Genomic DNA, 22,215 nt, shown 5'->3' on the forward strand with positions numbered 1-22,215 from the left:
AGCTTGTCGAAACCCCGCCCGCCGAGTAGCGGCACGCCTCTCGCTGCGGGGTGCCGTTTTGTTCCGCCCGCCGAGCAGCGACGACCGAGCGGAGCGAGGACGCCGCGTATCGAGGTGCCCGGGAGAAAAATCGCCGCCTCGTTCGTTACACCGCCAGACCCTGACACCGAGGGTGCCCACAAGGCACCGAAAGACAGGTGAGACGACCATGGCACTCCGCTACTTCGCCGTGTATGCGCTGCTGGAGATCGCCGCCTTCGTGGCGATGGCGGTGACACTCGGGTTCGGCTGGGCCGTGCTGATCAGCATCGCGGCCGGCGTCCTCGGGTTCCTGACGCTGCGCTGGCAGGGCCGCAAGGTCTTCGGTGAGCTCCGGCGGGCGGCCAACAACGAGGTCGACGCCCGTGCTCCGCTGGCCGACACCGCACTCGTCGCCACGTCGACGATCCTGCTCGTCATCCCCGGGGTCGTGTCGACCGTCGCAGGCATCCTGCTGCTGTTCCCGCCGACCCGCAAAGTGTTGCGTCCGGTCGTCGTGGCCGTGGGTGCGCGGCGGATGGCAACGGCGATGGACCGCGCAGGCCTGTACGCCACCGGCATCTACGGCGGTGGAATCCGCGGGGGCCGCGTCCCCGGTGGCGGAACTGTCGTCGATGGCACGGTTGTGGAGTCGGACACGCCCGGATCGGGCTTCGGCCCGGCTTCGCCACCGATGACCACCACCCCGCAGCTCCCACCCACTCGTTGACCTGGGACCGTCCGCCCTACCCCTCTCGGCCACATTCACTCACGGCAAGGCAGACTGAACGATCGTGGCAACCCAACTGCTTCTCGGCGGTGCCGTGTACTCGGCGGCCGCCCCCGACGCGACCGCGATGGCCATCACCGATGGGGTGGTGGTGTGGGTCGGGACCGATGACGTCGGCCGTGCTCTCCATCCGGATGCGGAGATCGTCGACCTGAACGGGCTGTTCGTCAGCCCGGGTTTTGTCGACTCACACGTGCATCTCACCTCGACGGGGCTCTCGCTGGACGGTCTCACCCTGAACGAGGCGACCAGCCGGACGCATTGCCTGCGGCTCGTCGAGAAGACCGTCGCCGACGATGCGGCAGCCGGCCACGACGAGGGTGACCTCCTCTGGGGTCTCGGTTGGGACGACTCGACCTGGGCGGGTCCCGAACCCGAGGACGGCCGGTTCCCGACGACCAGCGAACTCGACGTCGTGGTCGGTGGACGCCCGGTGTACCTGGCTCGCGTCGACGAACACTCTGCCGTTGCGTCGACAGCCTTGCGTCGTCTCGTTCCGGAACTCGCGGAGGCCGTCGGCTATCACCCGGAGGAGCCGCTCGTCGCCGAGGCGCATCATCTCGTCCGGGGTGCGGCTCGCCTCCTGGTGACGGCCGCCCATCGGGAGCGTGCGCAGCGTCGGGCGCTCGACGTCGCCGCGGCTCACGGCGTCGTCGCCGTCCACGAGAACGGCGGACCCGACATCAGCGGCCTGGACGACTTCCTCGCCCTCGCCGACCTCGACCATCCCGTCGAGATCCGCCGTTACTGGGGACAGACCGTCACCGACGCCGACCACGCGGCCGAGTTGCTGGCCATCACCCGCGCCGACGCACTCGGTGGTGACCTCTTCATCGACGGCGCGATCGGCTCGCACACCGCCTGGCTCAACGAGCCCTACACCGACGACCCGAGCACCAGCGGCATCAGCTACCTCGACGCCGACACGATTCGCGATCACCTCCGGGGTTGCACGCTCGCCGGTATCCAGTCCGGCTTCCACGTCATCGGCGACGCCGCCACCGGTGCCGTCGTCGCCGCGCTCACCGAACTCGCCGACGAGCTGGGCACCCCGGCGCTCGCCCGCTGCGCCCATCGGCTCGAGCACGCGGAGATGGTCACCGCCCGCGACGCGGAGGTCCTCGCGCGCTGCGGCGTCATCGCCAGCATGCAGCCGCATTTCGACGCCGAATGGGGCGGCGAGGGCGACCTCTACGACGCCCGACTCGGCAAGACCCGCGCCGCCACCCTCAACGACTTCGCCATGCTTGCGAAAACCGGTGTGGCGCTGTCGTTCTCCTCGGACGCGCCGGTGACGCCCATCGACCCCTGGTCGACGATCCGGGCCGCTGTCCACCATCACCAGCCGACCAATGCCATCTCGGCGCGCGGCGCCTTCGCGGCGGCGACCCGCGGTGGGTGGCGTGCCGGCGGCATCAACGACGGTCTCACCGGCACCCTGACCCCTGGCGCACCGGCGAGCTATGCGGTGTGGGAGGTCGACGACCTCGTCGTCGCGGGCTCCCACGAGAAGGTGCAGCGCTGGTCCACCGACCCGCGGTCCCGCGTACCCGCGCTACCGGACGTGTCGCCCGGCGCCGAGCTGCCGCGGTGCGTGCGGACCGTGCATCGCGGACAGGTTCTCTACGACCGGGACGCCGGGTGAACGCCGCAGACACGGCAACGCTTCGCGAGGAGAAACCGGCACGGAGCCGCCGCTTCACCCTGACCTGGGATTGGGGTCTTCGGACAGTGGCCGCGATCGTCGCCGGCGTGGCGATGTGGGCGGCCTTCCCGCCCCGTAACTGGTGGTTCCTCGCGGTCATCGGACTCGGCGTGCTCTTCACCGCGCTGTACGTGCGCCGCCCCCGGGTACGTACCGGGGCGTGGATCGGCTTCGTCTTCGGACTCGCCTTCTTCATCCCGCTGCTGCCGTGGATCGGGGTCTACGTCGGTCCCTTGCCGTGGATCGCGTTGTCGGTGGTGCTGTCCGGATACCTGGCCCTGTTCGGCGCGATCGCGACCCTGACCATGCGACTGCCGGTCCCACCGATCTGGTTCACGCTCTCCTGGGTGCTGATCGAGGCTCTGCGCTCGACCTTTCCGTTCGGCGGGTTCCCGTGGGGGAGAGCCGCCTTCAGTCAGGTGGACGGGCCGCTGCTGCCGCTGGCCTCGGTACTCGGGGCACCAGGGCTCTCCGCCGGGGTCGCGCTGTTCGGTGCGGCGGTCGCCTGGCTGCTGACCATCCTCGCCTCCGCGTATCGCCGGTCCGCCCGATCGGCGACCGCACCGCTCGGCGGTGACCAGCCCTCGGGGATCGTGCGCGTCGCGACCCTCGCGGTCGCCATCGCGTTGCTCGCACCGGTCGCGGCGATCGCCCTGACACCGGCCACCATCGATCGCACCATCTCGCCGAAGTCCGTGCACATCGGGGCGGTCCAGGGCAACGTGCCGCGCCTCGGTCTGGACTTCAACGCGCAGCGCCGCGCCGTGCTCGACAACCACGTACGCACCACCATGGGCTACGCCCAGGCGATCGACGCCGGCCTCGCCGCCCATCCCGATTTCGTGCTGTGGCCGGAGAACGCATCGGACATCTCGCCGCTCGACAACGAGGACGCCGCCGCCGAGATCACCGCCGCCTCCGAGGCGGTCCGTGCGCCGATCCTCGTCGGCACGCTGCTGCGCAACTCCGACGGCCGTCCCACGAACTCGGTGCTCGTCTGGGACGAGGCGAGGGGGCCGGTCGACCGCTACGACAAGCACATCGTGCAGCCGTTCGGCGAATACCTGCCCTGGCGGCCGTTCTTCCGTCTCTTCTCGTCGTATGCGGACATGGCCGGCAACTTCAAGCCCGGCAGCGGCCCGACGGTGGTGGACGTGCCCGGTCGCTCGGGTGAGGTCACCGTGGGCGTGGCCACCTGCTGGGAGGTCGCCTTCGACCGCGCCGCCCGACAGTCGATCCGCGACGGCGCGCAGATGCTCTACGTCCCGACCAACAATGCGACGTTCGGCCGCACCGAGATGACCTATCAGCAGCTCGCCATGTCGCAGGTGCGTGCCGTCGAGCACGGACGTGCCGTGGTCGTCGCCGCGACCAGCGGTGTGAGCGCGATCATCGACGCCGACGGCTCGATCACCGAGCAGTCCGGCGTCTTCGCCTCGGACGTGCTGACCAGCACCCTGCCGCTGCACGACGACACCACTCTCGCGACCCGCCTCGGGGCGTGGCCGCAGGCACTCGCGATCGTCGTGGCCATGGGCGGCCTTTTGTTTGCACTGGCCTCGCGTACTAGGTTCACACTCAAGCCACGCAGGGACGCCGCACGGGTGTCCGGTGACATTTAAGGAGCTCGATGGCATCGGGGATTGACGCCTCGGCAGGACAACGGCAGTCAGGCGACGTGCCGCAGCCGGTGGTCGGCGCCGACGGAGCGGGCGCACTGGTCGTCGTGCCGACGTTCAACGAGCGCGACAACCTGCCGGTGATCGTCGAACGCCTCCAGGCCGCTCTGCCCGGCGTGCACCTGCTCGTGGTCGACGACTCGAGTCCGGACGGCACCGGCGACGTCGCCGACGAGCTGGCCCGCAAGGACGAGCCGGCCGGCCGCGTGCACGTGATGCATCGCCAGGAGAAGGACGGCCTCGGCAAGGCCTACCTTGCCGGCTTCGCCTGGGGCCTGGGTCGCGACTACCCGGTCATCGTCGAGATGGACGCGGACGGCAGCCACGCCCCCGAGCAGCTGCACCGGCTCTTCGATGCGATCAACGCAGGCGCCGACCTCGTGATCGGGTCCCGGTACGTCTCCGGTGGCAAACTCGTCAACTGGCCCAAGCACCGCGAGTTCCTCTCCCGCGGGGCCAACACCTACGCGCGACTCGCGCTCGGCGCGAAGGTCCATGACATCACTGCCGGGTTCCGCGCCTACCGACGCTCGGTGCTGGAGAAGATCCAGCTCGATACCGTGGAGTCCGCGGGTTACTGCTTCCAGATCGATCTGGCCTGGCGGACCGTCCAGGCAGGTTTCGACGTCCGCGAGGTGCCGATCACGTTCACCGAACGCGAGCTCGGGGTCTCCAAGATGAGTGGCGGTGTCATGTCGGAGGCCTTCACGATGGTGGCCCGATGGGGCATTCAGAGCCGTCTCGAGCGCCTGGGCATCCTGAAGAACTCCTAGGCCCAACCGGAATACAGCGGACACACAGATCGGCCCGGCAGGTTTTCCTGCCGGGCCGATCTGTGTGCGTCAGCTGTTCGGGATCAGTGCGAGATGCCCTTGCGGCGCTGCTTCAGCAGGTCGAGGCGCTCGTTGAGGAGCACCTCGAGCTCTTCCTCGCTACGACGTTCGAGCAGCATGTCCCAGTGGGTGCGCGGCGGCTTCGTCTTCTTCTCCTCGGGCTCGGCGCCCTCGAGGATCGTGCCTTCCATACCGTTCTTGCACGGCCACTTCGACGGCACCTCCGCGTCGTCGGCGAAGGGGACGTCGAAGATCTCACCGTTGTCGGTGCGGTACTGGACGATGCGACGCGGCGCGAGGTCGTGGTCGCGATCGGTCTCGTAGCTCACCGCGCCGAGGCGGCTACCCCGAAGTACTCGATCTGCCATGAAGGGTTCCTCTCAAAGCTTCGTCAGATTTCTCAGTTTTGCCGGATCTATCAGCTGTGTTCACGCGGCGTTCACCATCGAACGCAGCCAACTGAGTCGTCAACAGGAACATTCTACGCGCAATCTCGTCGGCGCCTTGCCACCGCCGACGACCCGTGTTGACCGGTGGCGGCCACCCGAGGTGCCGTGCCGGTTTCGGGCCGTCTCATCGGGGTACGGTCTCCGGTGTGGAACTGGCCTCCCATACCCGACGCCGCCCGTACAACTGTGCGTGGTGCGGGTCGATGATGGTGGACTCCGAACTCGGGCGGCGTCGCAAGTACTGCAAGCGCTCCTGCAGGCAGCGCGCCTATGAGCAGAGAACGCTTCTCGAGGGCACGTCCATTCCCGCCGACGCCGTGATTCTGTCGGCCGCCGAGGCCGCCGACTTCGGTGACCGGATGTTCGCCCTGCGATGCGCCGCCGAGGATCTGGGCACCGCCGTCGCCGAACGCGCGGACCACGTGGTCCTCGCCGAGCTGACCGACACCCTGCTCGAGCTGGCGAGGGAAGCAGAGAAGCTGCGGTGACCGCCCGAATCTTCGGCCTCTCGGCCGGCGTGTCCATGGTGGCGCTGGCCGTCGCCTACTTCTACATGGGGTGGACCGGGCTGGCTTTGTGCGCGATCCTCGGTGTGCTCGAGGTGTCGCTGTCCTTCGACAACGCCGTCATCAACGCGACGATCCTGGAGCGGATGTCGGGATTCTGGCAGCGGATGTTCCTCACCGTGGGTGTGCTCATCGCGGTCTTCGGGATGCGGCTGCTCTTCCCGTTGCTGATCGTCTGGATCACCGGTGGTCTGAACCCGGCAGAGGCTCTACGGCTGGCCACCAATCCGCCGCCGGAGGGACAGACCCACTTCGCCGACGGACACCCGAGCTACGAGACCATCCTGACCGAGGCCCATCCGCAGATCGCGGCATTCGGCGGGATGTTCCTGTTGCTGCTGTTCCTCAACTTCGTGCTGACCGACCGTGAGCGCACGTGGCTCACCTGGCTCGAGCGCCCACTGGCCAAGATCGGCAAGCTCGACCAGCTGCCGGTGGTGCTGGCGGCCATCGGCCTCGTCCTGACCGCCGAATTCCTCGCCGACGACGAGATCCGGGCGACCGTGCTGATCGCCGGCATCCTCGGCTTGGTCACCTACATCACCGTCGACGGACTGAGCTCACTGTTCATGTCCGACGGTCCCGAACAGAACGAGCCGGGTCCGACCCCGGCGACCAAGGCGACCGGTAAGGCCGCGTTCTTCCTGTTCCTCTACCTCGAGGTGCTCGACGCATCCTTCTCGTTCGACGGCGTGATCGGCGCGTTCGCCATCACTTCGGACCCGATCATCATCGCGCTCGGACTCGGCTTCATCGGTGCGATGTTCGTCCGTTCCATCACGATCTACCTGGTGCGACAGGGCACGCTGGGGGAGTACCGCTACCTCGAACACGGGGCACACTGGGCGATCGGTGCGCTCGCCGTCATCCTCCTGCTGGGGGTCGAATACCATATCGACGAGGTCGTCACGGGACTCGTCGGCGTGGCGTTCATCGGTGCCTCGCTCGCCAGCAGTATCCGCGCCAACCGTCGCGAATCGCGACGCGGCGCCGCGCCCTCCTCGGTGAACGCCTGACCCCGCCGCGGCGTCGGTCGGAGGGGTCTTCATGACCATCCGATGAATGTTCTGAGACACATTCGAATCACCTTGGGCAGGCTGCTTCAATCTGTCGGGTGACAGGTGTACAAAGGACGGCGTCGGTGACGTGCGTCACGCAGAGTTTCACGATTCCGGTGCCCGTGGCAGAAAGTCACGGGCGCGATGTTCAACAGCAGATCTGGTGGTGGGAATGAACGACAGGCAGCAGCAGATGATCCAGTTCGAGAGGGATTGGGCCCCGCTGGGCGGGGGCTCGTCGCAGCAGATCATCGAGGAATTCGGCCTGTCTGATCGGGACTTCTTCGCCGAGCTCAACCGGATCGTCGACGCCGATCCGCCGGAGGCACTCAGCGCATCCGAACTCCGGCGCATGCGTGAGGTCATCCGCCGTCGACTGTGGATGGCTCGCTGACCGACGCCGGACGCGGTTCTGCCGAGCATCCGCGTTGAGGGGATAATCGACCCGTGCCCTTCTCCGACGACGATCTCGAATCGTTCTACCGCGAGATCGAGGCACGCACGGCTTTCCACGAGCTGATGCACCAACGCCCAATTCCACGACCGGAGCGTCGCATCGAGACGGTGGAGTGCCCGACGCCGGACAAGCTTCCCTTCTCGTCTCCCGCGGACGCGCTCGACGGCATCGACCGCATCAAGCGGCGAGCGGTCGGAGCCCTGTCGCTTCGCTATTACGAGTGCATGTGCGGCGTCTGGCACATCACCAGTTCGGCGCGGCTGACATATCGACCCATCCCGCCGGAACCCCGCAGGCGGCAGGGTAAGAAGAAGCGGTGATCCCGCCGAACCCGCCTCCGACCGCGATCGTGGAACTCAGCTGCACCGACCCGGAGCTCGCCGGGCGGACACACGAAACACTCCTCGGCCTGACCGGTACGTCGGGCGGCGTGGGCCATCCGGAGGCTCTCGCGATCGGCAACACCCGACTCCGGTTGCGCCAGGCGTCCGCCGTCGACGATGGCCCGGACGCCGGCCATCGGGTGTACTTCACCGTCGACGACGTGCCCGCGATGCAGCGTCTGCTGACCCGGCGTGGTTTCCCGGTCGTCGAGTCAGTGGTCGGTGTCATCGGGGAGACGACCCCACTCGGCGTCGCCGCACGTGAGCCCGCGGCGGAGTCCGGTCCGGCCGGTGATGTGACGGGGATGGACCATCTCGTGTTCACCTGCGACAACCGCGATCGCGCGGTGGCGTTGTTCGGCGGGGTCTTCGACCTCGATTTCCGGCTCGACCAGCCGATCGGCGACAACGCCCGGCAGTTGTTCTTCCGCGCCGGCGACCTCATCGTCGAGGTCGTCACGGCAGTCGCGTCGACGGAGCCGCCGACACCCGCGGTGACCTCGCTGTGGGGTGTCGCCTGGCGCTCCATCGATGTCGAGGCCACGCATGCGCGCCTGTCCGCGGCGGGGCTGGATCTCAGCGAGATCCGCACCGGCCGCAAGAGGGGCACCAGCATTTTCACCGTCCGGGAACGCGCCCTCGGCACCCGCACGGTGATCATCGGCCCTGCCTGAAGCGTCCATCTCGCCGGTCGAGCCGGCCTTCCTGCCGGTTGAGTAGGCGAGGAGCGTAGCGACGAGCCGTATCGAAACCCCCGAATGGTGGGTTTTCGACGCTTCCTGCGGTAATCTGACTACGAACGTTGTCGAAATCCATGCTTTGGAGAATCAGGTTGGGGGCACCATGACCGCGGTACACGACGAACCGACGACCGCCGCACTCGAGGACACTGGTCGGCTGATCAACCACCGTGACGACGAGATCGAGCTGATCCCGCCGGACTCACTCACCGCGCAGCTCACCGGTCTGTACACCTTCCTGCCGATCAACGGGGCGGCGTTCGTGATGCAGGTGATGCACCCGGTGATCGGCGACGTCGTCGACAAGTACTCGGTGTTCCGTACCGACCCGCTCGGGCGTGCCATTCGTTCCGCGGACTCGGTTCTGCGCTGGACCTACGGCGGTCAGGAGGCCCTCGAAGAGGGCAAGCGCCTGCGGAAGCTGCACCAGCCCCTGCAGACGCGGAATGCGGAGGGCAAGCACATCAGTGCACTGAACCCGGAGGCCTATGCGTGGGTCATCGCGACCGCGTTCCCGACGATGAACACGGCGGCCACCGCTCGTCCTGGGTCGTGAGTTCACGCTCGAGGAGCGCAAGGAACTGCTCCGCGACAACCGCCGCATCGCCAAGATCGTCCAGGTTCCCATGAAGGGCTACCCGGAGACCCTCGAGGAGTTCGAGGAGTACTTCGACGACTTCGTCGAGAACAAGCTGGTCCGCCATCCCGTGGCCGTCGAACTCATCGAGCAGATGCGTGCCGCCCCGCCGGTGCCGAAGACAGTGCCCAAGGCGTTGCGTCCGGCCGTCAAGAAGGTCGCCGCCACCGCGTCGGTGCCGTTCCAGGACTTCAACTACCTGACGACGGTGGGTGTCATGGATCCGCGCGTGCGCGAGATCCTCGGCCTGACATGGACCAACGAGGAGCAGCGTCACCTCGAGAAGATCCACCGCCGCCTGCGGTTCGCCTACCGCACCCTGCCCGAGCGTGCGATCTACTTCCCCCTCGCCTACCACGCCCGTCGCCACAACGACGCCATCCAGGCCATGAAGAGGCGCGAAAAGCAGAGCGCTGCTTACAAGTACGCAGCCAAGTGATCTGGGCCGGGCCGACGCGCGGTCGGGGCGCGTCGGTTCGGTCTCCTCGCTGACTTGCGCGGGACACGAGTCAGCTACCCATCAACCCGACGACGTGTTCGGCGATCGCCAGGCATGAGGTGATGCCGGGTGACTCGATGCCGAACAGGTTGACCAACCCGGCGACGCCGTGCATGGCGGGTCCGTGGATGACGAAATCCGCGGCCGGCTCGCCCGGTCCGCTGGTCTTGGGCCTGATGCCGGCATAGGCGGGAGTCAGTGTGCCGGAAGGTAACCCGGGCCAGTAGCGGCGTATCGAATCCTCGAAGCCGGTGAGGCGTGCGTCGTCGACCGAGTAGTCCAGGTCCTTGTCGTCGAGATCCGCGGCAGGCTCATCGTCCAGCCACTCGACATCCGGACCGAACCGGGCCGCGCCGGCCAGGTCCATCGTGGAGTGCACCCCCAGGCCGCCGTCGACCGGCACCGGGTACACCAGGTGCTCGAATGGTGCTCGTGCACCGGACAATCCGAAGTAGTTGCCCTTCGCGAGATGCCGCGGCGGAATCGGCCCGTCGAAGCCGTCGAGCGAGCTCGCCACCCGCGATGCGCCCAGCCCGGCACAGTTGACGAGCATGTGCGCCGACGCCGATCCGCCCTCGGCGGTGTCGACGGTGACACCGCCCGATTCGATGCGTCCGCCGATCACTCTGCTGCGCAATGCCACCGCGCCCCCCATCGACTCGAGGTCGCGGCGCAGGGCACGGACCATCCCGTCGACGTCGACGATCCCGGTCGACGGGGACAACAGCGCCGCCACGCCGCGCACCTCTGGTTCCAGTTCGTGGAGTTCGTCGCCGCCGATTCGCCGTAGGTCGTCGACTCCGTTGGCGATGCCGTGTCGGAACAAAGCTTCGAGCCGGTCGATCTGGGCGTCGTCGGTGGCCACGATCAGTTTCCCGGGGCGGTTCCACGAGACGCCTCGCTCGTCGCAGTACCGGGTGAGGAGCTCGCGACCTCGCACGCACAGCCGCGCCTTCAGACTGTCCTCCGAGTAGTAGATGCCGGCATGGATGAACTCCGAACTCCGCGACGTTGTCTGTGTACCCACCGCATCGGCGGCCTCCAGGACGATCACCTCGCGCCCGGTCGTCGCGAGCGCACGGGCCACCGCCAGACCGATGATGCCGCCGCCCACCACCAGGCAGTCCGTCCGTTCCACCGTTCCTCCAACTTGGTTGCGTGCCCAGGACCTCGCCGGGCCGTGAGGAAACCATCCCGGGTCTCCACGCGTCTGTCGGGCACACTGGGCTGATGCGGCACTCTGATGTTCTCGCGATCGTGCAAGCCGGTGGACGTGGTTCCCGAATGGAGGTGCTGACCGATCGGCGGGCCAAGCCGGCGTTGCCGTTCGCCGGAAACTACCAGCTCATCGACTTCCCGCTCTCGAACTTGCACCACAGTCACATCGACGACGTCTGGCTGTGCGTGCAGTACCAGGCCGAGAGTCTCACACAGCTGGTCGCGGGCGGGCGCCCGTGGGACCTCGACCGCACCAGCGGCGGGCTGCGGATCGTGATGCCCGAACAGACCGACGCCCCGGAGACCGAGGACGGCTTCGCCACGGGCAACGCCGATCTGCTGTACCGGATGCGCGACCGGATCGCTCAGCACGGACCGGCCGAGGTGATCGTGATGAGTGCCGACCACGTCTACGACTTCGACTTCCGGGATGCGCTCGACACCCATCGACGGCATGGTGCGGAGTGCACGGTCGTCACCACGACGTGTTCGCTCGAGGAAGCGTCTCAGCACGCCACGGTTAGTTCCCGACGTGACGGCGCGGTGCGTGAGTTCCGCTACAAACCCGACCGTGCGACGACCCGCACGATCGCCACCGAGATCTTCGTCTACGACCCCCAGGTGCTCATCGAGGGTCTGGAACTCCTGGCGCGGGAGACGGCCGTCGGTTCGGCCTCCGGCGATACCGGTCTGGGTGACTTCGGCGAACATCTGCTGCCGTGGTTCGTCGGTCGTGGCAAGACGGTCGCGCATGCGATGTCGGGGTACTGGATCGACGCCGGCCGTCCGGAAACGTACCTGCAGGCCCATCGCGATCTGATCGGTGGCAAGCTCGACGTCTTCCGGGCCGACCGTCCGATCCTGACCAATCAGCCGCAGCGAACCGCAGCGCGAATCGAGGCCGGGGCGATCGTCGAGGACAGTCTCGTCAGCAGCGGCGCCCACGTGAGTGGAACCGTGCGCCGCAGCGTGCTCGGACCGGGCGTGGTCGTGGAGAAGGGTGCCACCGTCGTGGACTCGGTCGTGTTCAGCGACGCCGTCATCGGCGCCGGCGCGTCGGTCGCCTGGTCGATCCTCGACGAGCGGGTCCGGGTCGGGCCCAGCGCGACCGTCGGTGGCCATCCCCGGACCCGTCCGGTCCCCACCGACAAGATCACCCTCATCGGCATGGACACCCAGATTCTCCGCGGGGCACGGGTCGCCCTCGGTGACCGCATCGAATGCAACCGCCGGATCCGCTGACTGATAGCGTCGCGCGGATGATCGAGACCGCGTGTACCTGGCGAGACCACGACCCGGACCCCGCGACCCGCGCCGAACTGACACGCCTGATCGAGGCGGCCGACACCGGCGATCCCGCGGCGGTCGCCGACCTCGACTCACGCTTCCGCGGCCCGCTCACGTTCGGCACCGCGGGACTTCGTGGCGAGGTGGGAGCGGGGGAGACGCGGATGAACGTCGCGGTGGTCCTCCGCGCCACCCACGGCCTGGCCCGGCACCTGATCGACACGGTCGGGCCGGATGCGCGTGTCGTCGTCGGCTGCGACGCCCGGCACGGATCGGATGACTTCCTCGACGCCACCGCCGAAGTCCTTGCCGCGCAGGGTCTCACCGTGATGACCCTCCCACGCCGGCTGCCCACACCGGTCACCGCATACGCCACCCGGGCGCTCGATTGCGATGCCGGGGTGATGATCACCGCGTCGCACAATCCGTCCGCCGACAACGGATACAAGGTGTACCTCGGTGGTCGCGCCACCGACTCCGCGGGCCGAGGTGTCCAGATCGTCCCGCCCGCCGACGAGCAGATCGCCACCTTCATCGACGCCGCGCCGCGGGCAGACCAGATCGCCCGCGATCCCGCGGCGGTCGTGGCGCTCGACGAGACGGTCCTCGACGCCTACATCGCACGGACCGCATCGCTTCGGCCCGCATCGCTTCGGCCCGGCGACGAACCGAGTACGGTTCGGGTCGTCCTCACCCCGATGCACGGTGTCGGCGGCACGACTGCCCTCGCCGTGTTGCGCGCCGCGGGTGTCGCCGACCTCCACGCCGTCGACGAACAGTTCGCACCAGACCCCGATTTCCCGACCGTCGCCTTCCCGAACCCCGAGGAACCCGGGGCCCTCGACCGTGCGCTCGAACTCGCCCGCGATGTCGACGCGCACGTGGTGATCGCGCTGGATCCGGATGCCGATCGCTGCTCGGTGGCCACCCCGACCGAAGACGGCTGGCGCCAGCTCACCGGCGACGAGATCGGTTGGCTGCTGGGCGAACAGGCCGCCCGCGACCCGGGTCGGGGCGGGGACACGCTGGCCTGTTCGATCGTGTCGAGCCGGCTGCTCGCGAAAATCGCGGCCCACCACGGTCTTCGATCCGCCGTGACGCTCACCGGTTTCAAATGGATCGCCCGGACACCGGATCTTCGGTTCGGCTACGAGGAGGCCATCGGTTACTGCACCGACCCGGATGCCGTGCGTGACAAGGACGGGATCTCCGCGATGGTCCGCGTGGTCAGCCTCGTCGAAGAGCTCGCCGCCGACGGCCGCACCCTGGTCGACCTCCTCGACGACCTCGCACGTCGCCACGGTCTGCATGCGACCGCGCCGCTGACGATCCGCGTCGACGACCTCGCCGAGCTCGGGCAGATGATGGACCGGCTGCGTTCGACGCAGATCGACGCACTGGCCGGTTCGGCGATCGTCGAGGTCCTCGACCTCGCCCGGGGATCCGGCGACCTACCGCCGACCGACGCACTCGTGCTGCGCACGGCGGCCGACGATCGGGTCATCGTGCGTCCGTCGGGTACCGAGCCGAAGCTGAAGTGCTACCTCGAGGTCGTTCTCGATTGTGCGGGCGGCGAGATCCCGCACGCACGTGCCGCGCAACGGCTTCAGGCGATCAGCGCGGACGTCGCCGCCCTCCTTCAACGCTGACACCGGCACCGATTGCTGTCTGCGGTGCGAGGAACGCGGCGGGCGGTCGCTCGCTGTCTGAGGTGCGAGGAGCGCAAGCGACGAGCCTCGAAGACCTGGTGAGCCAAACGCCACTAGCCCCCACATCCGGCAACCGAAGCCTACGATCAACCCCGTGGCCCGATCCGATTCCGATCAGCGATTGCGCGACCTGACCCTTCTCCGGCAGGTCCGTGATCGAATCGATCGCGAGTACGCGCAGCCGCTCGACGTCGAGGCGCTGGCCCGGGGCGTGAACATGTCGGCCGGGCATCTGAGCCGAAAGTTCCGCCAAACCTACGGTGAGTCGCCGTACTCGTATCTGATGACACGCCGCATCGAACGGGCGATGACGCTGCTGCGTCGTGGGGATCTCAGCGTCACCGAGGTGTGTTTCGAGGTCGGCTGCTCGTCACTGGGCACATTCAGCACACGATTCACCGAACTGGTCGGGGTGCCGCCGACGGTCTATCGCGAGCAGTCCGCCGACGCCACCGACGGAATTCCCGCGTGTCTGGCGAAGAACATCACGAGACCGATCAGGAATCGAGAAGCGCAGCGGGGGTGATGGTGCCTAGCCTGACATCCATGAACATCACCATCCGGTACACCTTCCTCCCGCACACCGATGGCGAAGCCGCCCTCGCCTTCTACCGCGACCTGCTCGGTTTCGAGGTTCGCAAGGACGTCGGCTACGACGGCATGCGCTGGCTCACGGTCGGGCCGCCGAATCAGCCCGGCACCTCGATCGTCCTTCATCCGCCGGCCGCCGATCCGGGCATCACCGATGCCGAACGTCAGACGATCCTCGAACTGATCGCCAAGGGCAGTTACGGCGCGCTCACGCTCGCGACCGAGGACCTCGACGGACTGTTCGAGAAGCTGCAGGCCAATGGGGTGGACATCATCCAGGAGCCGATGGACCAGCCCTACGGTGTCCGCGACGCCGCTGTGCGTGATCCTTCCGGCAACCTGATCCGTATCGACCAGGCGGTGTGAGAGGTGTGCGGACCCGGCCGATTGCCGCCACCCGAGGCGGTGCCCACCGGAGTTGCCGAGTTTCCGATGACTCAGCTGGTTGGATCGGGTCAGACCTCTACGACAACAGAACCGTTTCACGATCCCGAAGACGGCTGCGTCCCAGTGGGCGCCGCCCTGATGGAGAGATGATGAGTCCAGCCACGCGCACCAAACAGGCACCCGAGAGCACGACCGGCGGCACATCCCCCGAGTACGACACCCTTCATCCAGCCGACACCCATGACCGCATCCGGGTGCTCGGGGCCCGCGAGAACAACCTCAAGAACATCGACGTCGAGCTGCCCAAACGCCGCCTGACGGTGTTCACCGGTGTGTCGGGTTCGGGTAAGAGCTCACTGGTCTTCAGCACGATCGCCGCCGAATCCCAGCGACTCATCAACGAGACCTACAGCTCGTTCGTCCAGGGCTTCATGCCCTCGATGGCCCGTCCCGACGTCGACGTCCTCGACGGACTCACGACGGCGATCATCGTCGACCAGGAACGGATGGGTGCCAACGTGCGCTCGACGGTGGGCACCGCCACCGATGCCAACGCCATGCTGCGAATCCTGTTCAGCCGCTTGGGCACACCGCACATCGGCTCACCACAGGCGTTCTCCTTCAATGTGGCCTCGATCAGCGGTGCGGGCGCGGTCACCGTAGAGAAGGGCGGCCAGAAGGTCAAGGAGCGCCGGAGTTTCTCGATCACCGGCGGCATGTGCCCGCGGTGCGAGGGCCGCGGCGACGTCTCGGACTTCGATCTCACCGCCCTCTACGACGCGTCGAAGTCGCTGAACGAGGGTGCCCTGACGATCCCCGGCTACTCGATGGACGGCTGGTACGGCCGGATCTATCGCGGCTGCGGCTTCTTCGACCCCGACAAGCCGATCGCGAAGTACACCAAGAAGCAACTCAACGACCTGCTCTACAAGGAGCCGACGAGGATCAAGGTCGAGGGCATCAACGTCACCTTCGAGGGTCTGATCCCGAAGATCCAGAAGTCGATGCTGAGCAAGGACCGCGAGGCGATGCAGCCGCACATCCGCGCCTTCGTCGACCGTGCCATCACCTTCCAGACCTGCCCGGACTGCGAGGGCACACGTCTGACCGCCGAGGCCCGGTCGTCGAAGATCAAGGGCATCAGCATCGCCGACGCGTGCGCGATGCAGATCAGCGACCTGGCGCAGTGGATCGCCGAGCTCGACGAGCCGTCGGCGGCGCCCCTGATCAAGTCGCTGCGCGAACATCTCGACGCCTTCGTCGACATCGGTCTCGGCTACCTGTCCCTCGACCGTCCGGCAGGCACTCTGTCCGGCGGTGAAGCCCAGCGCACCAAGCTGATCCGGCACCTCGGGTCGTCGCTCACCGACGTCACCTACGTCTTCGACGAGCCGTCGATCGGCCTGCACCCCCACGACATCCAGCGCATGAACGACCTGCTCCGCGCCCTGCGGGACAAGGGCAACACGGTGCTGGTCGTCGAACACAAGCCCGAGGTCATCGCCATCGCCGACCGCGTCGTCGACCTCGGTCCGCGGGCCGGCACCGACGGCGGCGAGATCGTGTTCGAGGGCACGGTCGAGGAACTCCGCGCCGCCGACACCCTCACCGGTCGCCATCTCGAGGATCGCGCGGCGGTGAAACCCGAAGTCCGCACGCCCAGTGGTGCTCTCGAGATCCGCGGCGCGACCATGCACAACCTGCAGAACGTCGACGTCGACATCCCGCTCGGCGTCCTGGTCGTGCTCACCGGTGTCGCCGGGTCGGGCAAGTCTTCCCTGATCACTTCGTCGGTCGCCGGACTCGACGGGGTGGTCTCGATCGACCAGACGGCGATCAAGGGTTCGCGCCGCTCCAATCCGGCGACCTACACCGGACTTCTCGAACCGATCCGGAAGGCCTTCGCCAAGGCCAACGGCGTCAAACCGGCTCTGTTCAGCGCCAATTCGGAAGGTGCGTGCCCGAACTGCAACGGTGCGGGCGTCGTGTACTCCGACCTCGCGATGATGGCCGGGGTCGCCGCGCCGTGTGAGGTGTGTGAGGGCAAGCGCTTCCTGGCCGAGGTCCTCGAGTACACCCTCGGTGGCCGCAACATCAGCGAGGTCCTCGAGATGTCGGTGGCTCAGGCCGAGGCGTTCTTCGCCGACGGCGACGCCAAACTTCCTGCAGCACACAAGATCCTCCACCGGATGGCCGACGTCGGCCTGGGCTACATCAAGGTCGGTCAGCCGCTGACGACTCTGTCCGGTGGCGAGCGTCAGCGGCTGAAGCTGGCAACACACATGGGGGAGAAGGGCGACGTTTACATCCTCGACGAACCCACGACCGGCCTGCACCTCGCCGACGTCGAACAACTCCTCGGGTTGCTCGACCGACTCGTCGACTCGGGCAAGTCGGTGATCGTCATCGAACATCACCAGGCTGTGATGGCGAACGCGGACTGGATCATCGACCTCGGCCCCGGTGCTGGACACGATGGCGGCCAGATCGTCTTCGAGGGAACTCCGGCGGAGATCGTCGCCGATCGTTCGACCCTGACCGGACAGCATCTGGCCGAGTACGTCGGCGCCTGATCGTGCCCGGCGTTCCGTCCTGCTCAGCACCTCTGCTGAGCAGGACGGAACCCGCCGGTTCGCGGCGTGTTCACACTGTGGAATTGTCAAAGATCACGTTCGACCCGGGGGTCGTCCAGCTACCTGTTGAGCAGCGACCAGCTGTGTCGCGCGCTGGTTGAGTAGGTGAGGAGCGTCAGCGACGAACCGTTTCGAAACCTAGGCGGCGTCGTCGAGACGCATGGTGCGGCGGTTGTATGCAGGGCGGGGTCGACGCTGCGGATCGATCTCGATGGGTGGGACCAGCCACGGATGCCGATCGAACCCCATCACGATGTCCCAGCCGTGGTGGTGGACTTGGGTGTGGCAGCGTTGGCAGAGCAGGCAGCCGTTGTCGAGGTCGGTGTTCCCGTCGTCGGACCAGTGCAGGATGTGGTGGACCTGGGTGTGTGAGGGCGGTGCACCGCATTTGATACAGGTCTGGTCACGGATGATGATCGCTTTGCGCAGATGTGTTGGGAACAGGCGCTTTTCGTGTCCCATTTGAAGGGGCACGGTCTCGCCGTCGACGATGATCTCGGTCAGTGTTCCGTCGCACGACAACCGCCGTGCGGTGGCTTGGGTGACCGGCCCCGTCCAGGGCAGGAACGCGGGATCGCCGCCGTCGGCGGGAATGGTCAGCAATGTTTGGGTTCGCGGTGTCCCGATGGTGTCCATGGCGGCTCCGACGGCGGCTTGATCCAAGAGTGTTTCGAGGGCGTCGGCGCGTCGTTGATCGGCGGAGCGTCGGTCGTCGGCGCCGTCGGGTTCGGGACGAGGTATGGAGCGCTCGTCGATCATCGCGATGAATTTCTCCCCGACTGCCTGGTTGATGTTCGCGCGGATGTCGACGCGGGAGTCGTCGGTGAGGTGGTGCGACAGGGTGTCGAGGGTGCGGTCGTCGCAGGCAGGGATACAGTCCTGGTCGTCGGCGAGGGTATTGCCGATCGTCTGGGCGTGTCTCTGTATGTCGGTGGGTGTGGCGCCGGACAGGGCCTGGGTGAGCAGTTCGGTTTGATAGATGATGCGGTCGTCGTCGGATAGTGCTGTGGGGCAGCGTTTCTCAATCACAGCGATACCGCGGACGATGGCGTCGACGATTTCGCCGGAGAGTCGACCGTCAGCGGCGCAGGCCTCGACCTTGCTCAGTGTGCCGAGAGCCTCGGCGATCCGTGTGGTGCGGGTGGCTGCTGCGGGCGGGAACCCCATCTCGACGAGGAGCTTCTTGGTGGCCGAACCCGCCTTCTCCGCTACGCGGAGATCGTCGAGCTGTGCTGCGTGCGTGGCGATCTGGTGATCGGCCAGGTTGCGGATCAACCGCCAACACTCCAACTGTTCGTACGTCAGACGGCCGGTGGAATCGTCGGCGGGTGGGGTGAGCTCGCCGAGTCGGTCGAGGACCGCGTCGAGTGAAGTGGTGTCAGTGTCGATCATGATGGCAGCCATCCCTCTTCTGAGGTGTACGTGCGGTGGTGTGAAACCGTCGTTGACTACTGCTCTGTCATGAATTCTCGTGTGTGGTCAGTTCTACATCGGGGGTCTGACAAGAACTGCGTGCCGGCTGCCCGGGCCCTTCTGGTCGAGGAGTGGGGTGAGCTCTGGCATGACTCCACAGTACCCGAACATACGTTCGAGTGCGAGACTTTTCCACAGTTCGGGATCCGGAGGATTCGCTGAACCAGTGGGATCTTCCGTCTAGTCGACCACACACCGGAACTGGTTTACACCAGTCACATTTCGTGACGGATTACGGACAGAAGTGGTGGGTTTTCGAGCCCGGATTGATGCCTTCTTCAGTCGGTGGGGTCGACGACAAAGACCACGAGGACGTCGCCGGCCACGTCATCGGTCGGGGTATCGGCTGGAACCGACACCGGTACGACCATCGAGACAGGTCCGGCCGGCTCGAGCCGGCCCAGCTGTAGCACTACTCCGGTGACGGTCCCGGTCGGCGCGGAATCCGACCCCGAGATGGTGAGGCGGTCGTCGTCGAGATCGATCCGGATGCGTTCCCCCTCGTACGGGACGACCGTTCCCAGACATGGTGCGGGACACACGATCGTGAGCGTCCGACGTCCTTCATCTGCAGCGCCTCGGGCTCGGGCCGCGTCCGCCGCGGTCGGCACGACCAGCACCAACTCGTCGAGAACGACTTCCACTCCGCCGGGAACCAGCACGGTCCCATTGCCCTGGAGCAAGTCGGCGGGAAACTTCTCGACTGCACTCACGGGCTGTCTGAGCGCGACGCGTGGTTGATCGGGGTCGGGAGCGGGCTCGTAGAAGAGCTGATGAACCGACGAGACAATCCCGGTCGCCTCGACCCCGCCAGGGGAGTCGTCGTGCCACGACAGAGCCAGCACGATCGATTGGCCGAGCGGATCGCCGTGCGCCGGGTCCCATCGAGCGGAGATGCCACCCACGACGACGACGTCACGCTCGCGATCCCAAGCAGTGGCGACGAATTGACCTTCCGCTGCGGGGTACGCCGACAATCGCCCGGTCACTGATTCTCCGACGCTGGGAGGTGTTCGGCAACAGCCATACTCGAAGGCATCGATGCGGATGGGGGTGCGCAGTCGGTCTGGGCGGGAAACAGGCTTCAATGTAGTCATCGGAAGATCGACGGTCCGTAGCGCGAAGGCAATGGGTTCCGATGCACCTGATGGCAGAGCTTACTGCCGAGGTGCTGCTGACTGTGAACCGCGCACAACATCTCACACACCCGAGTTTCACGTGTGAGATCACCGTTACCCAGCCCTTGCGGCATGACAGTCCGCGCGCAACGCACCGGCGGCAGGGTCTGTGCATGGACAAACAATTGTTGGAAGAAAGCCTGACCCTCGTCGACCTACCCGATTCCGGTCTCACCGTCCGGTTCTACGACATCCTCTTCGAGCGCTATCCCGGTGTGAAGCCGATGTTCCAGCGGGACACCCGCGTTCAGGCCGAGATGCTGCGGACCGCCGTCGTCTCGGTTCTCGACCACCTCGAGGATGCGGAGTGGCTCACCACCAACCTGCACGCTCTCGGCAAGCGTCACGCGAGCCTCGGCGTCACCCGGCCGATGTACACCGCGGTTGCCGAATGCATGATCGCCGCCATGAGCGAGATCGGCGGCGAGGCGTGGACGCCGGCGATGACCACCGCGTGGGAGGAGGCCCTGGGCGCGGTCGCCACGATCATGCTCGACGGCTATCCGGAGGAAGCCGCATCAGAAGCCGCCGCCGAAGAGTCCGGCGCCGCCTGAGCCCGAACACACGAGTTCCACAGCGGGGTCACCGCCGCCCCCGCTGACGTTCGCGTCCGCCGCGATACGATCCCGCTCGGAAGAGAGGGCTCGTGACTGTTGTGGACATTCCCCGGTTGGGAATCGATCGTTACCTCCATTCGGCATGGGCGCGCTGGCTGACGCTCCTCGCCTTCATCCTCAGTGCGGCGATCGCGATATTCGTTCTCCCGAACCATCCGCCGGCGCCCTATCGCATCGATTTCGATGTCTACCGCATGGGCGGCCGCGTCTTCCTCGACGGCGGCGACCTCTACGGCACGCTCCCGACACTCGGTGGAGGCTCGTATCTGCCGTTCACCTATCCGCCGTTGGCCGCGGCTCTCTTCTCGGTGTTCACCGTCGTCCCTCTGGGGCTGGGGCAGGGGTTGTTCACCGCCGTGTCCATCGCGTGCCTGCTGATGGTCTGCCGAATCGTGGTGGCTCACCTGACCGATCGACCGTCGACGGACCTCTGGTGGCTTGCGACCGCCGCGACCACCGTCGGCCTGTGGCTCGAACCGGTGCGCGACACCCTGAACTTCGGGCAGATCAACATCGTCTTGATGGCGCTCGTCGTCGTCGACGCCCTCCTCGGTCGCGGCCGGTGGTGGCGCGGTCTGCTGGTCGGTCTCGCGATCTCGATCAAACTCACCCCGGCGGTCTTCCTGCTGCTGTTCCTTCTCCGACGGGACTGGCGCGCCCTCGTGGTGAGCGCGGTGTCAGCCGTTGCCTACGCCAGCCTCGGATACCTGCTGGCATCCGACGACTCGATCACCTACTGGACGTCGACGCTGTTCGACACCGAGCGGATCGGTAGTCCACAGTTCGCCAACAACCAGTCGGTCAAGGGTGAACTGGCGCGGCTCGGCATCGAGTCGGAGATCGCCTGGCTCGGCGTGGCTCTCGTGATCGGACTGCTCATCGCGTGGTCGGCGTGGCGCCTGCTGTCTACGTCGGAAGCCGCCGAGAACAGTCGCGACCAGACGATCGAGGTCGCCGCACTGCTGACGGTCGCCTTCGCCTGGCTGTTCTGTTCGCCCGTCGCCTGGGACCACAGCTGGGTGTGGATCGTGCCGCTCCTCATGGTGCTGGTCGCACTCGCTGCACGACGCGGGGCGTCGCAGATCTGGTGGTGGCTGGCCGGTACGGGGCTGGTCATCTTCGCGTATGCGCCCCACCAGCATGTCCCGCAGCGCTACGACGCCGAGCTGTCGTGGGCCTGGTGGCAGCACGTCGTCGGGTCGTCGTACCTGCTCTGGGGTCTGGCCGTGATCATCTCCCTCGGCGTTCTCGCTCCGCGGCTGACCTGCGCGGAGGCCGTCGAATCCGTGCCGAACCAGGCGGGCTGAA

Annotated in this window: 20 protein-coding genes and 1 pseudogene; 17 read left to right on the forward strand and 4 right to left on the reverse strand. The window is 66.9% G+C overall.

Annotated features, from left to right (window positions below):
- The first annotated feature begins 208 nt into the window (after positions 1–208).
- The 4 genes from GOAMI_RS19945 (at position 209) to GOAMI_RS19960 (ending at position 4,965) form a co-directional block, all read left to right on the forward strand.
- Positions 209–748 (forward strand): FxsA family protein, encoded by a 540-nt coding sequence (locus GOAMI_RS19945; RefSeq protein WP_006438398.1) that lies wholly within the window; start codon positions 209–211, stop codon positions 746–748.
- Between the two features lie 64 nt (positions 749–812).
- The gene (locus GOAMI_RS19950) at positions 813–2,453 is read left to right on the forward strand and encodes an amidohydrolase (protein ID WP_006438399.1); all 1,641 of its coding nucleotides are present in this window, start codon (positions 813–815) and stop codon (positions 2,451–2,453) included.
- Positions 2,450–4,135: an apolipoprotein N-acyltransferase gene (lnt, locus tag GOAMI_RS19955; RefSeq protein ID WP_006438400.1), complete on the forward strand. Its 1,686-nt coding sequence runs from the start codon at positions 2,450–2,452 to the stop codon at positions 4,133–4,135. The genes GOAMI_RS19950 and lnt overlap by 4 nt, the downstream gene beginning before the upstream one ends.
- An 8-nt stretch (positions 4,136–4,143) precedes the next feature.
- Positions 4,144–4,965: a polyprenol monophosphomannose synthase gene (locus GOAMI_RS19960; RefSeq protein WP_006438401.1), complete on the forward strand. Its 822-nt coding sequence runs from the start codon at positions 4,144–4,146 to the stop codon at positions 4,963–4,965.
- A gap of 83 nt (positions 4,966–5,048) precedes the next feature.
- On the opposite strand, the gene GOAMI_RS19965 is transcribed toward GOAMI_RS19960, so the two are convergent.
- Entirely contained in the window at positions 5,049–5,393 is a 345-nt protein-coding gene (locus tag GOAMI_RS19965; RefSeq protein WP_006360373.1) for an RNA polymerase-binding protein RbpA, read from the reverse strand.
- A gap of 284 nt (positions 5,394–5,677) precedes the next feature.
- Between GOAMI_RS19965 and GOAMI_RS19970 the strand changes: the two genes are divergently transcribed.
- The 6 genes and pseudogenes from GOAMI_RS19970 (at position 5,678) to GOAMI_RS19995 (ending at position 9,754) form a co-directional block, all read left to right on the forward strand.
- Positions 5,678–5,962: a hypothetical protein gene (locus tag GOAMI_RS19970; RefSeq protein WP_006438402.1), complete on the forward strand. Its 285-nt coding sequence runs from the start codon at positions 5,678–5,680 to the stop codon at positions 5,960–5,962.
- Positions 5,959–7,056: a DUF475 domain-containing protein gene (locus tag GOAMI_RS19975; protein ID WP_006438403.1), complete on the forward strand. Its 1,098-nt coding sequence runs from the start codon at positions 5,959–5,961 to the stop codon at positions 7,054–7,056. The genes GOAMI_RS19970 and GOAMI_RS19975 overlap by 4 nt, the downstream gene beginning before the upstream one ends.
- Before the next feature lie 214 nt (positions 7,057–7,270).
- Positions 7,271–7,492, forward strand: coding sequence for a DUF3263 domain-containing protein (locus tag GOAMI_RS19980; protein ID WP_006438404.1), 222 nt, complete (start codon positions 7,271–7,273; stop codon positions 7,490–7,492).
- Between the two features lie 53 nt (positions 7,493–7,545).
- Complete coding sequence (locus tag GOAMI_RS19985; RefSeq protein ID WP_006438405.1) at positions 7,546–7,875, forward strand: hypothetical protein; 330 nt, start codon at positions 7,546–7,548, stop codon at positions 7,873–7,875.
- On the forward strand, positions 7,872–8,612 hold the full coding sequence (locus tag GOAMI_RS19990; RefSeq protein ID WP_006438406.1) for a VOC family protein: 741 nt from the start codon (positions 7,872–7,874) through the stop codon (positions 8,610–8,612). The genes GOAMI_RS19985 and GOAMI_RS19990 overlap by 4 nt, the downstream gene beginning before the upstream one ends.
- A gap of 169 nt (positions 8,613–8,781) precedes the next feature.
- Positions 8,782–9,754, forward strand: a pseudogene (locus tag GOAMI_RS19995) (oxygenase MpaB family protein).
- 70 nt (positions 9,755–9,824) lie between these two features.
- On the opposite strand, the gene GOAMI_RS20000 reads toward GOAMI_RS19995, so the two are convergent.
- Entirely contained in the window at positions 9,825–10,952 is a 1,128-nt protein-coding gene (locus GOAMI_RS20000; protein ID WP_006438412.1) for an NAD(P)/FAD-dependent oxidoreductase, read from the reverse strand.
- A gap of 92 nt (positions 10,953–11,044) precedes the next feature.
- On the opposite strand from GOAMI_RS20000, the gene GOAMI_RS20005 reads away from it, so the two are divergent.
- The 5 genes from GOAMI_RS20005 (at position 11,045) to GOAMI_RS20025 (ending at position 17,579) form a co-directional block, all read left to right on the forward strand.
- Entirely contained in the window at positions 11,045–12,274 is a 1,230-nt protein-coding gene (locus GOAMI_RS20005; protein WP_006438413.1) for a glucose-1-phosphate adenylyltransferase family protein, read from the forward strand.
- 17 nt (positions 12,275–12,291) lie between these two features.
- Entirely contained in the window at positions 12,292–13,968 is a 1,677-nt protein-coding gene (locus GOAMI_RS20010; protein ID WP_006438414.1) for a phospho-sugar mutase, read from the forward strand.
- A 154-nt stretch (positions 13,969–14,122) separates the two neighbouring features.
- The gene (locus GOAMI_RS20015) at positions 14,123–14,554 is read left to right on the forward strand and encodes a helix-turn-helix transcriptional regulator (protein WP_006438415.1); all 432 of its coding nucleotides are present in this window, start codon (positions 14,123–14,125) and stop codon (positions 14,552–14,554) included.
- 20 nt (positions 14,555–14,574) lie between these two features.
- Positions 14,575–14,985 carry a VOC family protein gene (locus GOAMI_RS20020; protein WP_040005043.1) on the forward strand — a complete coding sequence of 137 codons (411 nt, stop codon included), beginning with the start codon at positions 14,575–14,577 and terminating at the stop codon, positions 14,983–14,985.
- 170 nt (positions 14,986–15,155) lie between these two features.
- A complete protein-coding gene (locus GOAMI_RS20025; RefSeq protein ID WP_006438417.1) occupies positions 15,156–17,579 on the forward strand; it encodes an ATP-binding cassette domain-containing protein in 2,424 nt (807 codons plus the stop codon).
- 198 nt (positions 17,580–17,777) lie between these two features.
- Here the strand turns inward: GOAMI_RS20025 and GOAMI_RS20030 are convergent, their stop codons facing one another.
- Together GOAMI_RS20030 and GOAMI_RS20035 are read right to left on the reverse strand one after the other, a co-directional pair.
- Positions 17,778–19,031: an HNH endonuclease gene (locus tag GOAMI_RS20030; RefSeq protein WP_040005045.1), complete on the reverse strand. Its 1,254-nt coding sequence runs from the start codon at positions 19,029–19,031 to the stop codon at positions 17,778–17,780.
- Between the two features lie 359 nt (positions 19,032–19,390).
- Positions 19,391–20,101: a hypothetical protein gene (locus GOAMI_RS20035; protein ID WP_006438419.1), complete on the reverse strand. Its 711-nt coding sequence runs from the start codon at positions 20,099–20,101 to the stop codon at positions 19,391–19,393.
- Between the two features lie 302 nt (positions 20,102–20,403).
- Between GOAMI_RS20035 and GOAMI_RS20040 the strand changes: the two genes are divergently transcribed.
- The gene (locus GOAMI_RS20040; protein WP_040005044.1) at positions 20,404–20,844 is read left to right on the forward strand and encodes a globin domain-containing protein; all 441 of its coding nucleotides are present in this window, start codon (positions 20,404–20,406) and stop codon (positions 20,842–20,844) included.
- A 92-nt stretch (positions 20,845–20,936) separates the two neighbouring features.
- On the forward strand, positions 20,937–22,214 hold the full coding sequence (locus GOAMI_RS20045) for a glycosyltransferase 87 family protein (RefSeq protein ID WP_006438421.1): 1,278 nt from the start codon (positions 20,937–20,939) through the stop codon (positions 22,212–22,214).
- The last annotated feature ends 1 nt before the right edge of the window (position 22,215 follow it).

Origin of the sequence: Gordonia amicalis NBRC 100051 = JCM 11271, from assembly GCF_000332995.1 — a bacterium.
GTDB lineage: Bacteria > Actinomycetota > Actinomycetes > Mycobacteriales > Mycobacteriaceae > Gordonia > Gordonia amicalis.